The sequence below is a fragment of the Cellulomonas phragmiteti genome (genome assembly GCF_016862775.1).
In the GTDB taxonomy this organism is placed as follows: domain Bacteria; phylum Actinomycetota; class Actinomycetes; order Actinomycetales; family Cellulomonadaceae; genus Cellulomonas; species Cellulomonas phragmiteti.
In genome coordinates this window covers 76,090-89,897 of the sequence record NZ_BONP01000002.1, presented here as the reverse complement: position 1 = coordinate 89,897, position 13,808 = coordinate 76,090, and the positions used below count along the sequence as shown (strand labels likewise).

Below are 13,808 nucleotides of genomic sequence, written 5' to 3'. Positions count from 1 at the left end.
ATGAGCGACACCGACGCCCCGCAGCCCGTACCACTCGGCCAGCACGGGGCCGACGACCTGCCCGGCCCGGGCGCGGGGGCCACCCCCGTGCCCGGGGGGCCGCAGGTCGTCTCCACGCCCGAGGGTCCGCGCGTCGTGCGCACCGGGGGTGAGCGCGCCGACGGCATCGTGCGCTGCGAGCGCTGCGGTGCCAGCGAGGCGTCGCTCAACGTCGCGACGGGGATGCTGCGCTGCGCCTTCTGCCGCTACGAGTGGCGCACCGAGAACGCGCTGACGACGTTCGACCTCGACGGAGCGATCGGCGACCTGTCCGGCGTCGTCGTCGGCTCGGGCACGGCGGACGTGACCGCGGACCCGTCCGTCACGCTGCGCTGCACGGCCTGCGGCGCGGACGTCGTCATCGACGCGACCGCCGGCGTCCAGGCGCGCTGCCACTGGTGCCGTCACACGCTGTCGCTCACGCAGCAGGTGCCCAACGGCGCGGTGCCGGACATGGTGCTGCCGTTCAGCGTGCCGAAGGCCGACGCCGTGCAGCGGGTCGCGGAGTTCGTCGGCAAGCGTCAGTTCTTCGCCCACCGCCGGTTCCGGGCGGAGTTCACCCCCGAGAACGTCATGGGCGTGTACCTGCCGTACATGGTCGTCGACGTCAACGCGCGGGCGCGCGTGAGCGGCGAGGGCGAGCACCAGACCCGCTCGTACACCGTGCAGGTGCGCGACTCCGAGGGCAGGACGCGCAGCGAGCGCCGGTACGACGCCGACGTGTACGACGTCCGGCGCACGTTCGGCCTGCACGTCGACGACCTCACCGTGGAGTCGTCGACGGAACGGCTCGACCGCGACACCGCGCGCACGTCGAACAACGTCATCAACACGATCCTGCCGTTCGACGTCCACCACGGTGTGCGCTACGACCCGCGGTACCTCCAGGGGTTCACGTCCGAGCGCCGCGACGTCGACGTCGACGGGCTGCGTGCGGCCGTCCACGACCAGGTGCGCGACATCGCCCGCTGGCGCGCCGACGAGACGATCGCCTACTACGACCGCGGCGTGCGCTGGGACCGCACGGAGCTGGACGTCCAGGGCGAGCGCTGGGTCGGCGCCTACCTGCCGGTGTGGCTGTACAGCTACCTGGAGGAGAAGAAGAACGGCTCGACGATGCTGCACTACGTGGCGGTCAACGGCCGGACGGGGGAGACGATGGGCAGCGTGCCGCTGAACGTGCCGCGACTGGCGCTGGTCGCCACGGTGGTCGAGGTGGTCGGCGCGGTGGCCGCCGCCGTGCTGTGGGTGCTGACGTGACGGGCGTCGTGGCGCTGGGGGCGCCGGTGCTGGCGGCCGCGGGCGACGTCCTGGCGAGCAGCGGGGGCGACGGTGACGGCAAGGCGGTCCTGCTCCTGCTGCTGCTCGCCGGGCCCCTGTTCGCCGGCTGGGTGTACCTGCGCTACCGGAACACCGACAAGCGGCACCACCACGAGTCCGAGACGCGCTCGGAGATGCTCGACGTGCAGGCGGACGACACGTTCACCGGGTCCCGCAAGGGCCTGAAGAGCGCCCGCATGCAGGGCGCGAACAGTCGCAAGGTCCGCGCCCCCTGACGAGGGCGGGGCGGCGCCCCTACGTCGCGGGCTGCTTGGTCAGCTCGGGGCGCCGCTCCAGCCCTTCCAGGCCGTTCCACGCGAGGTTCACCAGGTGCGCCGCGACGTCGGTCTTGCGCGGGCTGCGGGCGTCGAGCCACCACTGGCCCGTGAGGGCGACCATGCCGACGAGCATCTGCGCGTACATCGGGGCGTTGCGCGGGTCGAGCCCCTGCTTCTTGAACTGCGCGCCCAGCAGGTGCTCGACCTGGGAGGCGACGTCGCCGATGAGGGAGGAGAACGTGCCGGTCGCCTGCGCGACCGGCGAGTCGCGCACGAGGATGCGGAACCCGTCCTCGGACGTCTCGATGTAGGACAGCAGCGCGAGCGTCGTCCGCTCGACCATCACCTTGGGGTGCCCGCCGAGCTCGAGCGCGGCGGTGAGCGCACCGGTGAGCGCCTGGATCTCGCGGTCGACGACGACCGCGTACACGCCCTCCTTGCCGCCGAAGTGCTCGTACACCACGGGCTTGGACACCTCGGCGCGCGCCGCGATCTCCTCCACGGAGGTGTTGTCGAACCCCTTCTCCGCGAAGAGCTTGCGGGACACGTCCAGCAGCTGCGCGCGCCGTTGCGTGCCGGTCATGCGCGCGCGGGAGCGCTTGGAGTCCGAGGTCATCGGTCCATTGTGCCGTGCGGGGTGGTCGTGCCGGGCGTGCTGTCGTGCGGCGGTCCGTCCGTGCCCACGGCCTGGCAGACTGGGGCGCCGATCCGCCCTGGTGTAACGGCAGCACGCCGGCCTTTGGAGCCGTGCAGTCCAGGTTCGAATCCTGGGGGCGGAGCCCGGTGCGCTGACGCGGGTCACGCGGCCGTCGTGCGCCGGCGGTCGCGACCCGTCGTGAGGATCGTCGCCGCGAAGACCACCGGGACTGCGGCGCTGAGCAGGAGCCCCGTCCGCAGCCCGGTCCCGGAGTCCGGCGGCAGGGCCGACGCGAGCCCGGCCAGCGGTCCGTCCCCGAGCTCCGCGAGCAGCCCCGCAGCGAGCGGCCCGACGGTGCCGCCCGCGTCGCCCGCGAGGGCGAGCACGGCGAACATCGCGGCACCGCCGAGGGGGAACCGCGCCGACGTCAGCGAGAACGTCCCCGGCCACAGCAGCGCGACGGCGAGCCCGCACAGCGCGCACGCGACGAGGCTGACGACGGGCACGGACGCGGTCGCGGCGACGACGTAGCACGCGGCCGCGGCGGCCCCCGAGGCCGCGAGCAGGGGCCGCAGCGGCACGCCCTGCCCCCACAGGCCGTAGGCGGCGCGGCCCAGCCCCATGAGCAGGGCGAACAGCCCGGGGCCGAGCAGGTCGCCGACCTCCTTGGGCACGCCCGTGCCCTGCTCGGCGAAGAACGACGACCACTGGGCCATCGTCAGCTCGGCCGCACCGCCGGTCGTCATGAGGACCAGGGCCGCGAGGAACAGCGGGGTGCCGAACAGGGACCGCAGCGGGGTGCGGTGCTCGTCGGGCACCGTGGCGGGCATCGGCACGCGCAGCAGCACGACGAGGTTGGCCAGCGGTACCAGCGCCCACAGCACGGGCAGCAGCGGCCACAGGTCGGTGCCGAGCACGGCGAGCAGCGCGGTGGTCACCACGACGACGGCGAGCTGCCCCCAGCAGTAGAACGAGTGGGCGATCGCCATGCCGGTGGCCTTCGCCTCCGACGGGCTGGGCAGGTGCTCGACGACCGGCGACACCAGCACCTCGAGCAGCCCGCCGCCGACGCCGTAGACGACGACCGCGAGGCACAGCCCCACGAACGGCGAGGGCAGGAGCAGCGGCAGGACGGCGAGCAGCACCAGACCGAGCGCCGCCAGGACGTGCGCGAGCACCAGCGGGCGCCGGTACCCGACGCGGTCCACCACCCGGACCGCCGCGAGGTCGGTGAGCAGCTGCACGCCGAAGTTCAGGGCGGCGAGCGCACCGAGCTGGGCCACGGGCACGTCGAGCGACGTGTGGAAGACCACGAACAGCAGCGGCGCGAGGTTGTTGACGATCGCCTGGACGACGTACCCCGCGTGGGCGGAGCGGCGCGTCGCGGTGTATGTGAGGGTCGTGGGCACGTCGTCCTCGGTCGTGCGGGAACGGGTCGCGGCCACTGTCCCACGCCCGCGCGCGGGGGATCAGTGCGGGTTGCGCGGACCGGGTCCCTGCGACATCCGGTCGATCAGCGCCAGGGCGAGCGCGGAGGCGACGAAGGCGACGTGGATGATCGTCTGCCACATCATCGTCTCGGCGCTCACGTCGCCCACCGACGACTCGATGAACGTGCGCAGCAGGTGGATCGAGGAGATGCCGATGATCGACATCGCGAGCTTGGTCTTCAGCACGTTGGCGTTGACGTGGTTCAGCCACTCCGGCTGGTCGGGGTGGCCGTCGAGGCGCATGCGGGACACGAACGTCTCGTACCCGCCGATGATCACCATGATGAGCAGGTTCGAGATCATCACGACGTCGACCAGGCCCAGCACGATGAGCATGGTCGTGGCCTCGGTGCCGAAGCCCTCCATGCCGTGGATCTCGTGGCCGAACAGCGAGAAGTCGATGAGGTGCCACAGCTCCTTGAGGAACTGCCAGACGTACACGACCTGCGCGACGATCAGGCCGAGGTACAGCGGCAGCTGGAGCCACCGGGAGAAGAAGATCAGCGACGACACCGAGCGTGCGTACGAGCGGCTGGGCTCGACGGGCTCGACGGTCGCGGGGGTCGACGACGTCACGGTGCTCCTTGCGCGGGCGGGAGCCGGACCCGGGCGGGTCGGCGACGTCTGAACGCGCAGTCGGTGCCACCGGTTCCCCGCGGCTCCCGCGCCGGCCGCTCCCTGGGACGTCCGGGAGCGCGGCGCACCGGGACGCAGGCCGCGCGGACGGCCGGTGCGGCAGCGGTAGAGTCCCATCACGGCAGAACCACCGCCCGTCCCCGGGCAGATCCGCGAGGAGCACCACTGGTGACCGTCCGCCCAGCCGCCGTCGTCGTCCTCGCAGCGGGGGAGGGCACCCGCATGCGTTCCGCGGTGCCCAAGGTGCTGCACCCGCTCGGCGGGCGCAGCATGGTCGGTCACGCGCTGGCCGCGGCCCGCGCGCTCGAGCCGCACCGCGTCGCCGTCGTCGTCCGCCACGAGCGCGAGCGCGTCGCCGCGCACGTCCTGGAGGTCGACCCCGACGCGCTGCTCGTCGACCAGGACGACATCCCCGGCACGGGCCGTGCGGTGCAGGTCGCGATGTCCGCGCTCGACGCCGCGGCCCAGGCCGCCACGGCCGACGCCGCCGCGACGGGTCACGACGTCGGGGGAGCGGCGGCCGACTCCGTGCTCGCGGGTGCGGTCGTCGTCGTCGCCGGCGACGTCCCGCTGCTCGACGCCGGCACGCTGGGCGAGCTGCTCGCGGCGCACGTCGCCGACGAGAACGCGGTGACGGTGCTCACGACCGAGGTCCCCGAGCCGACGGGCTACGGGCGCATCCTGCGCGAGCCGGGCACAGGCGACGTCCTGGGCATCGTCGAGGAGAAGGACGCCGACGACGAGCAGCGCGCGATCACCGAGATCAACACCTCGGTCTACGTGTTCGACGCGGGGGTGCTGCGCGCGGCCCTCGCCCGCCTGGGCCGCGACAACGCCCAGGGCGAGGTCTACCTGACGGACGTGCTCGCCATCGCGCGCGGCGACGGCGGGCACGTGCGCGCGCTGCGCACCGACGACCGGATGAGCGTGGAGGGCGTCAACGACCGCGTGCAGCTCGCGGCGCTGCGTGCCGAGCTCAACCGCCGTGTGCTCGAGGACTGGATGCGCGAGGGCGTCACGGTCGTCGACCCCGCGACGACGTGGGTCGACGTCGACGTCGAGCTCGCCCGCGACGTCACCCTGCTGCCGGGCACCCAGCTGCACGGGGCGACGGTGGTCGGCGAGGGCGCGACCGTCGGCCCGGACACCACGCTGACCGACGTCGAGGTCGGCCCCGGCGCGACGGTCGTGCGGACGCACGGCTCCCTGTCCGTCATCGGCGCGGGCGCCACCGTCGGCCCGTTCGCCTACCTGCGGCCCGGGACGGACCTGGGCGCCGACGGCAAGATCGGCACGTTCGTCGAGACGAAGAACGCGCAGATCGGCACGGGCTCGAAGATCCCGCACCTGTCCTACGTGGGTGACGCCACCATCGGCGAGCACTCGAACATCGGCGCCGCGTCCGTGACCGTCAACTACGACGGCGTCAACAAGCACCGCACCGTCATCGGGTCCCACGCGCGCACGGGCTCGGACAACATGTTCGTCGCCCCCGTGGTCGTCGGCGACGGCGCCTACACGGGCGCGGGCACCGTCGTGCGCCGCGACGTGCCCCCGGGCGCGCTGGCCGTCAGCGCCGGCTCGCAGCGCAACATCGAGGGCTGGGTCCTGCGGTCGCGCGCGGGCACGGCGGCCGCCGACGCCGCCGCGAGGGCGCGCGGCACCCGCGACGTCGCCGGCCTGTCCCCTCAGGCGCGCGCCGAGCTCGAGCGCGCAGCCACCGCGGCGATCCCCGTGACGCCGCCCCCGCACCTGCCCGGCCAGCCCGCGCAGCTCGACGACCCGACGGACACCCCCGCGGGCGGCACGACGACCGAGGGCGGGCAGCAGCGATGACCGGCATCATCAGCCACGACGGCGAGAAGCGGCTGGTCCTGGCCACGGGCCGGGCACACCCCGAGCTCGCCCAGGACGTCGCGGACGCGCTGGGGATCGAGCTGCTGCCCACGACCGCGTACGACTTCGCCAACGGTGAGATCTACGTGCGGTTCGGGGAGTCCGTGCGCGGTGCGGACGCGTTCGTCCTGCAGTCGCACTGCTCGCCCATCAACCAGTGGATGATGGAGCAGCTGCTCATGGTCGACGCGCTCAAGCGCGCCTCGGCCAAGACGATCACGGTGATCGCGCCGTTCTACCCGTACGCCCGGCAGGACAAGAAGCACCGGGGCCGGGAGCCGATCTCGGCCCGCCTCATGGCCGACCTGTTCCGCACCGCCGGCGCGGACCGCATCATGAGCGTCGACCTGCACGCGGCGCAGACCCAGGGCTTCTTCGACGGGCCGGTCGACCACCTGTGGGCGCAGCCGATCCTCGTCGAGTACGTGCGGACCCGCGTCGACACCTCCAACGTCACGGTCGTCTCGCCCGACGCCGGTCGCATCCGGGTGGCCGAGCAGTGGGCCGCCAAGCTGGGCGGCGGGCCGCTGGCGTTCGTCCACAAGACGCGCGACATCCGCAGCCCCAACAAGGCCGTCGCCAACCGCGTGGTCGGCGACGTCGAGGGCCGCAGCTGCGTGATCGTCGACGACCTCATCGACACCGCCGGCACGATCGCCGGGGCCGTGCGCGTCGTCCTCGAGGCGGGCGCCAAGGACGTCATCGTCGCTGCCACGCACGGCGTGCTGTCGGACCCGGCGGTGGAGCGTCTGCAGCAGTGCGGCGCGCGCGAGGTCATCATCACCGACACGCTGCCCGTCGCCGAGGAGCGCCGGTTCCCGCAGCTGACGGTGCTGTCGATCGCCCCCCTGCTCGCGCGGGCCATCCGGGAGGTCTTCGACGACGGCTCGGTGACGTCCCTGTTCGACGGCAACGCCTGACGCCGACGCCTGACGCCTGACGCCGACGGGGGTCGAGGAGACGCCTGGGGTCCGGTAGGATCGTCAGGTTGCCTCGGCGAGGGACGACGGACGGTCGAGCTGGACGCACCATCTCCGGCACGGCCCCTCCGGCTCCGTGATCGACTGGGTGGTCGCCTCCGCGTGCCCGTCCTGCGTCCCGCGTCGAGGCCACCGGGCCACGTGCCCGCACCACCCCCGCGCCCGCGCACCACCGCGGCGCCACGCCACGTCTGAGGAGCACCCGTGTCCGAGATCAAGCTCGCCGCCGTCGCCCGTACCGAGTTCGGCAAGGGCGCCGCCCGCCGCCTGCGCCGCGCGAACCAGGTCCCCGCCGTCCTGTACGGCCACGGCACCAACCCGCTGCACGTCGCCCTGCCGGGCCACGACACGATGCTCGCGCTCAAGCACTCGAACGCGCTGTACTCGATCGAGCTCGACGGCGCGACCACGCTCGCGATCGTCAAGGACGTCCAGCGCGACGTCGTGCGCCAGGTCATCGAGCACGTCGACCTGCTCATCGTGAAGAAGGGCGAGAAGGTCGCCGTCGACGTCCCCGTCCACATCGTCGGTGAGTCCGCGCCCGGCACGATCCACGTCGTGGAGACCCAGAGCCTGTCGCTCGAGGCCGAGGCCACGCACCTGCCGCAGGCCGTCGAGGTCTCGATCGCGGGCCTCGCGGGTGGCGCGACGATCACGGCGGGTGACGTCGTCCTCCCGGCCGGTGCGGTGCTCATGAGCGAGCCCGACGTCACGGTCGTCACGATCAGCGTCCCGCAGGCGTCCGCCGCGGACGTCGCCGCCGAGGAGGCCGCGAGCGACCTCGCCGCGACCCAGTCGGCCGCCTCCGCTGCCGCCGCCGAGAAGGCCTGACCCTCCCGGACAGCCCCGACGACGCCCGGTACCGTCACGGTGCCGGGCGTCGTCGTGCCCGCCCGGAGCACCGTCCAGCCCTGAGGAGGACCCCACCGTGAGCGACGGACCCTGGCTCGTCGTCGGCCTCGGCAACCCCGGCGCGCAGTACGCCGGCAACCGGCACAACGTCGGCCAGATGGTGCTCGACGAGCTCGCGCGGCGCGCGGGTGCCACGTTCGCGTCCCGCGGGGGCGGCCTGCTCGGCCGGCGCCCGCAGGCGGCGACCGCCGACGCCCGCCTCGGCACGCTGCCGGGCGGCGCCCCGGGCCCGCGGGTCGTCCTCGCCAAGCCGACGACGTACATGAACGTCTCGGGCGGTCCGGTCGCCGCCCTCGCGCGCTACCACGACGTCCCCGTGGAGCGTGTCGTCGTGGTCCACGACGAGCTCGACATCCCCTTCGCGGACGTGCGCCTCAAGCGCGGCGGCGGCGAGGGCGGTCACAACGGCCTGCGCGACACCTCCAAGGCGCTCGGCAGCAAGGACTACGTGCGGGTGCGTGTCGGGGTGGGTCGCCCGCCCGGGCGGCAGGATCCCGCGGACTTCGTCCTCAAGGACTTCTCCGCCCCGGAGCGCAAGGACCTGCCGTGGCTCGTGGACCGCGCGGCCGACGCCGTCGAGGCCGTCGTCCTCGCAGGTCTGGAGGCTGCGCAGCTGAGGTTCCACACCCGGGCGTGACCCCGGTCGCCCGACGTTCACCTGATCGACGACAAGGGCTCACTCGTTAGGCCCTGAACGGTTTCGTGCAACGGGTGAAATCGGACATACCTGTGTCAACCTTCCAAAACCGTCGTATAGCCTGCCTTTCGCGGCAGATGCGGCACGCGGCGACGGGGGAGACATGACACTGACGACGGACCAGGTGGTGCGGCAAGCCGACGGGATCGCCGAGAGGCGCGGCCGCACGCGAGAGCCCCGTCGCTCGTGGGCGTCGTCGGAGCCGTTCGTCCGGCGCGCCACTCCCGAGAACTCCGACCCGAGCGCCCTCTCGGCCGCATGGGCGACGGTGGGCCGCCGGTACGGGCTCGTCGCGGTCATGGGCGACCTCGTCGTGTCGTTCGTCGTGAGCGCGACGCTGCTCGCGCCCGTCCACGGCCTGCTGGCCGCCGGCTGGTTGTCGTGGGCGGCCTCGGTGCTCTTCGTCGTGCTCGTGACCGCGTCCGGCGGCTACCGCCGCAGCGCCGCCGGCGACGGGCCGGCCGAGTTCCAGGCGCTGCTGCGGGCCGCCGTCGCGATGGCGGTCACGCTCATGGCCCTCGGCTACGTGGCGCGGGTGCCGGTGCCCCGCAGCGCCGTGCTCGTCGGTGTCCCGCTGACGCTCGTGATCTGCGGCGTCGCGCGCTACGTGCAGCGGCGCCGGCTCCACCAGCTCCGGGCGCAGGGCCAGGGCACCATGCGGACGGTCGTCGTGGGCGACGAGGTCTCGGCGGCGCGCGTCGTGCGCAGCATCGCCTCGGCCCCGCACCACGGGTACCGGATCGACGGCGTGTGCGTCCCGTCCCTCGGCACGACGACCGCCGTCGCGGGCGCGCCCGTCCTGGGCGGTGTGGCCGACGTGGTGCAGGTGGCCGTCGACCGTGACGCCGCCGTCGTGCTCGTGACGGGCTCGTGCCTCGGGGGCGACGCGCTGCGGCGGCTGTCGTGGGCGCTGTCGCGTGCGGGCAAGCAGCTGGTCGTCGTCCCCGACATCATCGAGGTCGGCGCACCCCGCCTGACCGTCCGGCCGACGGCCGGGCTCTCGCTCCTCGAGGTCCAGGTCGCGTCACCGCGGCCGCGCCTCGTGATGAAGCAGGTGCTGGACGTGACCGTCGCCGGGCTGGCCCTCGTGGCCCTCGCTCCCGTGCTCGGCCTCGCCGCGCTCATGGTCGCCGCGACGTCCCCCGGCGGTGCGATCTACCGGCAGGTGCGGGTGGGGCAGGACGGCTCGCAGTTCGTCATGTACAAGCTGCGGACGATGTACCGCGACGCCGACGAGCGCCGCGCGGCGCTCCTCGCGTCCGGCATGCACGACGGCGTCCTGTTCAAGATGGCGGACGACCCGCGCGTCACGCCGGTGGGCCGCGTCCTGCGGCGGTTCTCGATCGACGAGCTGCCCCAGCTGGTCAACATCATCAAGGGCGACATGGCCCTGGTCGGTCCGCGCCCGCCGCTCCTCGAGGAGGTCGAGGCGTACGACGACCCGGTGCAGCGTCGGCTGTACGTCAAGCCCGGCCTGACGGGCCTCTGGCAGGTCAGCGGGCGGTCCGACCTGGACTGGGAGGAGTCGGTCCGCCTCGACCTGAGGTACGTCGACAACTGGTCGGTGTCGATGGACCTGCTCATCCTCTGGAAGACCGCACGCGCGGTCCTCGGTGGCTCGGGCGCCTACTGAACGTGCAGGACCAGCAGTGCGGCGCGACGGCGGGCCGCCCCACCGTGAGCGCTAGTGCGAGGAGCAACAGATGAGCAACCTGACGGTCGTCGGGTACGTCCCCGGCGGGTTCGACATGCTGCACATCGGCCACCTGAACATCCTGCGGGCGGCACGGGAGCGGTGCGACCGGCTGGTCGTCGGCGTGGCCGTGGACGAGTCGCTCGTCGCGATGAAGGGCCGGCCGCCGGTGATCCCGCACGACGAGCGGATGGAGATCGTCGCGAGCCTGCGCTTCGTCGACGACGTCGTGCCGGACCACGCGCAGGACAAGCGCGTCGCGTGGCGCTCGTACCCGTTCGACGTCCTCTTCAAGGGGGACGACTGGGCGGGCACCGACAAGGGCGCGCGGCTCGAGCGGGAGATGGCGGAGGTCGGCGCGCGCGTCGTGTACCTGCCGTACACGCCGTCGACGTCGTCGACCATGCTCCGGCAGTTCCTCGTCTCGGGCGCCGCCCGCGACGGTGCCGCGTGAGCGCCCCCGCGAGGTCCACCGGCCCCCTGTCGATCGCGATGGTGGGCACGCGCGGCGTGCCGGCGCGCTACGGCGGGTTCGAGACGGCCGTGGAGGAGGTCGGCCGTCGGCTCGCCGACGCCGGTCACCGCGTGCGCGTGTACTGCCGGTCGGGCAACTCCGACCTCGCGTCGTACGCGGGCATGGAGCTCGTCACGCTGCCCGCGCTGCGGCAGCGCTCGCTGGAGACGCTCAGCCACACCGGGGTGTCGGTCGGCCACCTGCTGGGCCGGCGCACCGACGTCGCGTTCGTGTTCAACGCGGCCAACGCCCCGTACCTGCCCCTGCTGCGCCTGGCGCGGATCCCCGTCGCGACGCACGTCGACGGCCTGGAGTGGCAGCGTGCCAAGTGGGGCGGTGCGGGCCGGCGGTACTACCGCGCCGCCGAGACCGCGGCGGTCCGCTGGTCCGACGCGCTGATCGCCGACGCCGTGGGCATCGCCGACTACTACCGCGCGGAGTACGACGTCCCGACCACGCTGCTGACCTACGGCGCGCCGGTCCTGACCGACGCGGGTCACGACGCGCTGGCGGAGGTGGGGCTCGAGCCCGGCGGGTACCACCTGGTGGTCGCCCGGTTCGAGCCGGAGAACCACGTCGACCTCTGGGTCGAGGGCTACGTGCGCAGCGGCGCCCGGCACCCGCTGGTCGTCGTGGGGTCCGCGCCGTACGCCGACGCGTACACGGCGCGGGTGCACGCGGCCGCGCAGGGTGACCCGCGCGTGCGGTTCCTCGGTGGCGTGTGGGACCAGCGCCTGCTGGACCAGCTGTACGCCCACAGCCTCACCTACCTGCACGGACACTCCGTGGGCGGCACCAACCCGTCGCTGCTGCGGGCGATCGGGGCGGGTGCCGCGACCGTGGCGTACGACGTCTCGTTCAACCGCGAGGTCGCCGGGGACGACGGCGTGTACGTGCGCGAGCCCGGTGACGTCGCCCGTGCCCTCGAGCAGGCGGAGGCCGACGAGGTCGCCACCCGCGCCCGCGGCACGCGGCTGCGCGGACGTGCGCGGGCGTACGACTGGGACGACGTCGCCGCCGGGTACGAGGAGCTGGCGCGCGCACTCGCCGAGCGGCGCACCCCGGGCCCACGCCCGCGCGCGTCGCGCCGACCGGCCGGCGCCGTGCCGGCCCGACAGACGGAGGCCGTCCGATGACGCAGACGTCCACCGACCTCCCGAGCGGAGCGGCGGGCGAGACGTTCCGCCAGACGCTCGGCCGGCTCGCCTCGGCGCAGAAGGGGGCAGCGCGCAGTGCCCCGGCCTACTCGCGCTTCGTCAACCGCCGGATCGGCCGCGTGCTCGCCGCGTGGGCGTACCGCCGCGGGCTGTCGCCCAACGCGGTGACCGGCATCAGCGCGCTGTGCACCTTCTCCGCCGTCGCGCTGCTCGCGCTGGTGGCGCCGAGCACGCTCGTCGGCGTGGTGGTGAGCGTGCTGCTCGTGCTGGGCTACGCCTTCGACTCCGCCGACGGCCAGGTGGCCCGCCTCACGGGGACGGGCAGCGCCGCGGGGGAGTGGCTCGACCACATGGTCGACGCGACGAAGATCGTGACGCTCCCGATCGCCCTGGGCATCGGCATGTACCGCTTCGACGTCGTCGAGGACGACCTGTGGCTGCTGGTGCCGCTGCTGCACGTGGTGGCCGGCAGCGTCTACTTCTTCGGCATGATCCTCACCGAGCAGATGCGCCGGGCCGCCGGGGTCGTGAGCACGGCCGCCACGGGTGGCCGCGCACCGTGGCTGCGGTCCGTCCTCGGCATCCCCACCGACTACGGCACGACGTGCCTGGTGTTCGTGCTGCTCGGCGTCCCCACCGTCTTCCTGGTGGGCTACGCGGCGATCGTCGCCGCGACCGTGGTGGTCGCCCTGGCTGCCGCGGTGTCCTGGTACGGTCAGCTGCGCCGGCTGGCCTCCGCCGCGGGTGCGGCATGACGACGCGGAGGTGGACCACCGTGGGACTGCGACGCCTGGTGAAGGTCGTGACGGGTGCCCTGCTGGTGACGAGCGTGCTGGTCGCGTGCACGGCGTCCGACGACGCCGAGCCGCAGGTCGCGGGGACGGTCGACGTCGCGACGCCCTCGGAGTCGGCGCGTTCGCCGCAGCCGGACGCGACGAGCTCGGCGTCATCCGCCCCGGAACCCGGTGACGGCTCGGCGCCTGCACCGGGCGAGCTGCCGACGATGCCCCCGGTCGGGTTCGCGGACGCCGCGGACTTCGGGACCGGGGTGACGGCGGAGGTCGTGCGGGTCGACCCGATCGAGGCGGAGGGGCGCGGCCCGGGCGAGCTCTCGGGCCCGGCGCTGGCCTTCCGCGTCGAGGTGTCGAACGACTCCGCGGCGCCGGTGGACCTCGCCTCGGTGACCGTCAACGTCACGGACGCCGCGGGGGCTCCCGGTGCCCCGCTCTCGGGCCCGCCGGCCGCGCCATTCACCGGGGCCGTCGACCCCGGGGGCTCGGCCACGGGGACCTACGTGTTCCTCGTGCCGGACGCGGCGCGCGACCAGGTCGTGCTCGAGGTGTCCTACTCGACGGACGCGTCCGTCGTCGTGTTCTCGGGCAGCCCGGACGACGCGCGCCCGCGTTCCTGACCTGCACGGAAGCCGACGCCGCGATCGCCGCGGCGTCGGCTTCGTGCTGCGTGCGCAAAGGATTTCCGGGGGTCCGGTACGGCGGCTCCACATGGACGACCGTCCGTTTTCACCCGGTGGTTTCACCCATATAGGCCACATCGGCACG

General features: G+C 73.6%; 14 protein-coding genes and 1 tRNA gene. 12 read left to right on the top strand and 3 right to left on the bottom strand.

The window, feature by feature from the left end; genetic code table 11:
* Together Cph01nite_RS02230 and Cph01nite_RS02225 are read left to right on the top strand one after the other, a co-directional pair.
* A complete protein-coding gene (locus tag Cph01nite_RS02230; RefSeq protein WP_203670741.1) occupies positions 1–1,299 on the top strand; it encodes a TFIIB-type zinc ribbon-containing protein in 1,299 nt (432 codons plus the stop codon).
* The gene (locus Cph01nite_RS02225) at positions 1,296–1,595 is read left to right on the top strand and encodes a hypothetical protein (RefSeq protein WP_203670740.1); all 300 of its coding nucleotides are present in this window, start codon (positions 1,296–1,298) and stop codon (positions 1,593–1,595) included. Before Cph01nite_RS02230 ends, Cph01nite_RS02225 begins: the two co-directional genes overlap by 4 nt.
* 19 nt (positions 1,596–1,614) lie before the next feature.
* On the opposite strand, the gene Cph01nite_RS02220 is transcribed toward Cph01nite_RS02225, so the two are convergent.
* Complete coding sequence (locus tag Cph01nite_RS02220; RefSeq protein WP_373307533.1) at positions 1,615–2,253, bottom strand: TetR/AcrR family transcriptional regulator; 639 nt, start codon at positions 2,251–2,253, stop codon at positions 1,615–1,617.
* A gap of 91 nt (positions 2,254–2,344) precedes the next feature.
* On the opposite strand from Cph01nite_RS02220, the gene Cph01nite_RS02215 reads away from it, so the two are divergent.
* Positions 2,345–2,416 (top strand) — tRNA-Gln (locus Cph01nite_RS02215).
* A gap of 19 nt (positions 2,417–2,435) precedes the next feature.
* Here the strand turns inward: Cph01nite_RS02215 and Cph01nite_RS02210 are convergent.
* Positions 2,436–3,683, bottom strand: a complete 1,248-nt coding sequence (locus Cph01nite_RS02210) for an MFS transporter (protein WP_203670739.1) — start codon at positions 3,681–3,683, stop codon at positions 2,436–2,438.
* A gap of 60 nt (positions 3,684–3,743) precedes the next feature.
* Positions 3,744–4,340 (bottom strand): TIGR00645 family protein, encoded by a 597-nt coding sequence (locus tag Cph01nite_RS02205; protein WP_203670738.1) that lies wholly within the window; start codon positions 4,338–4,340, stop codon positions 3,744–3,746.
* 225 nt (positions 4,341–4,565) lie between these two features.
* Here Cph01nite_RS02205 and glmU point away from each other — a divergent pair, with 225 nt between their 5' ends.
* From glmU to Cph01nite_RS02160, 9 genes are all read left to right on the top strand, one after another.
* The gene (glmU, locus tag Cph01nite_RS02200) at positions 4,566–6,236 is read left to right on the top strand and encodes a bifunctional UDP-N-acetylglucosamine diphosphorylase/glucosamine-1-phosphate N-acetyltransferase GlmU (protein ID WP_203671083.1); all 1,671 of its coding nucleotides are present in this window, start codon (positions 4,566–4,568) and stop codon (positions 6,234–6,236) included.
* The gene (locus Cph01nite_RS02195) at positions 6,233–7,216 is read left to right on the top strand and encodes a ribose-phosphate diphosphokinase (protein ID WP_203670737.1); all 984 of its coding nucleotides are present in this window, start codon (positions 6,233–6,235) and stop codon (positions 7,214–7,216) included. Before glmU ends, Cph01nite_RS02195 begins: the two co-directional genes overlap by 4 nt.
* Before the next feature lie 264 nt (positions 7,217–7,480).
* Positions 7,481–8,107, top strand: coding sequence for a 50S ribosomal protein L25/general stress protein Ctc (locus Cph01nite_RS02190; protein WP_203670736.1), 627 nt, complete (start codon positions 7,481–7,483; stop codon positions 8,105–8,107).
* A gap of 97 nt (positions 8,108–8,204) precedes the next feature.
* Positions 8,205–8,825 carry an aminoacyl-tRNA hydrolase gene (pth, locus tag Cph01nite_RS02185; RefSeq protein ID WP_203670735.1) on the top strand — a complete coding sequence of 207 codons (621 nt, stop codon included), beginning with the start codon at positions 8,205–8,207 and terminating at the stop codon, positions 8,823–8,825.
* A gap of 163 nt (positions 8,826–8,988) precedes the next feature.
* Positions 8,989–10,518 carry a sugar transferase gene (locus Cph01nite_RS02180; protein ID WP_203670734.1) on the top strand — a complete coding sequence of 510 codons (1,530 nt, stop codon included), beginning with the start codon at positions 8,989–8,991 and terminating at the stop codon, positions 10,516–10,518.
* Between the two features lie 70 nt (positions 10,519–10,588).
* Positions 10,589–11,032 carry an FAD synthase family protein gene (locus Cph01nite_RS02175; RefSeq protein ID WP_203670733.1) on the top strand — a complete coding sequence of 148 codons (444 nt, stop codon included), beginning with the start codon at positions 10,589–10,591 and terminating at the stop codon, positions 11,030–11,032.
* Positions 11,029–12,228 carry a DUF1972 domain-containing protein gene (locus Cph01nite_RS02170; protein ID WP_203670732.1) on the top strand — a complete coding sequence of 400 codons (1,200 nt, stop codon included), beginning with the start codon at positions 11,029–11,031 and terminating at the stop codon, positions 12,226–12,228. Before Cph01nite_RS02175 ends, Cph01nite_RS02170 begins: the two co-directional genes overlap by 4 nt.
* Positions 12,225–13,004 carry a CDP-alcohol phosphatidyltransferase family protein gene (locus Cph01nite_RS02165; protein WP_203670731.1) on the top strand — a complete coding sequence of 260 codons (780 nt, stop codon included), beginning with the start codon at positions 12,225–12,227 and terminating at the stop codon, positions 13,002–13,004. Before Cph01nite_RS02170 ends, Cph01nite_RS02165 begins: the two co-directional genes overlap by 4 nt.
* 20 nt (positions 13,005–13,024) lie before the next feature.
* Positions 13,025–13,660 carry a hypothetical protein gene (locus Cph01nite_RS02160; protein WP_203670730.1) on the top strand — a complete coding sequence of 212 codons (636 nt, stop codon included), beginning with the start codon at positions 13,025–13,027 and terminating at the stop codon, positions 13,658–13,660.
* Positions 13,661–13,808 lie beyond the last annotated feature (148 nt).

Bases quoted from the DNA above. Each gene is read 5' to 3' on its own strand.
- Cph01nite_RS02180 (WP_203670734.1), top strand. From the start codon at position 8,989: ATGACACTGACGACGGACCAGGTGGTGCGGCAAGCCGACGGGATCGCC.
- Cph01nite_RS02175 (WP_203670733.1), top strand. From the start codon at position 10,589: ATGAGCAACCTGACGGTCGTCGGGTACGTCCCCGGCGGGTTCGACATG.
- Cph01nite_RS02230 (WP_203670741.1), top strand. From the start codon at position 1: ATGAGCGACACCGACGCCCCGCAGCCCGTACCACTCGGCCAGCACGGG.
- Cph01nite_RS02195 (WP_203670737.1), top strand. From the start codon at position 6,233: ATGACCGGCATCATCAGCCACGACGGCGAGAAGCGGCTGGTCCTGGCC.
- Cph01nite_RS02165 (WP_203670731.1), top strand. From the start codon at position 12,225: ATGACGCAGACGTCCACCGACCTCCCGAGCGGAGCGGCGGGCGAGACG.
- Cph01nite_RS02220 (WP_373307533.1), bottom strand. From the start codon at position 2,253: ATGACCTCGGACTCCAAGCGCTCCCGCGCGCGCATGACCGGCACGCAA.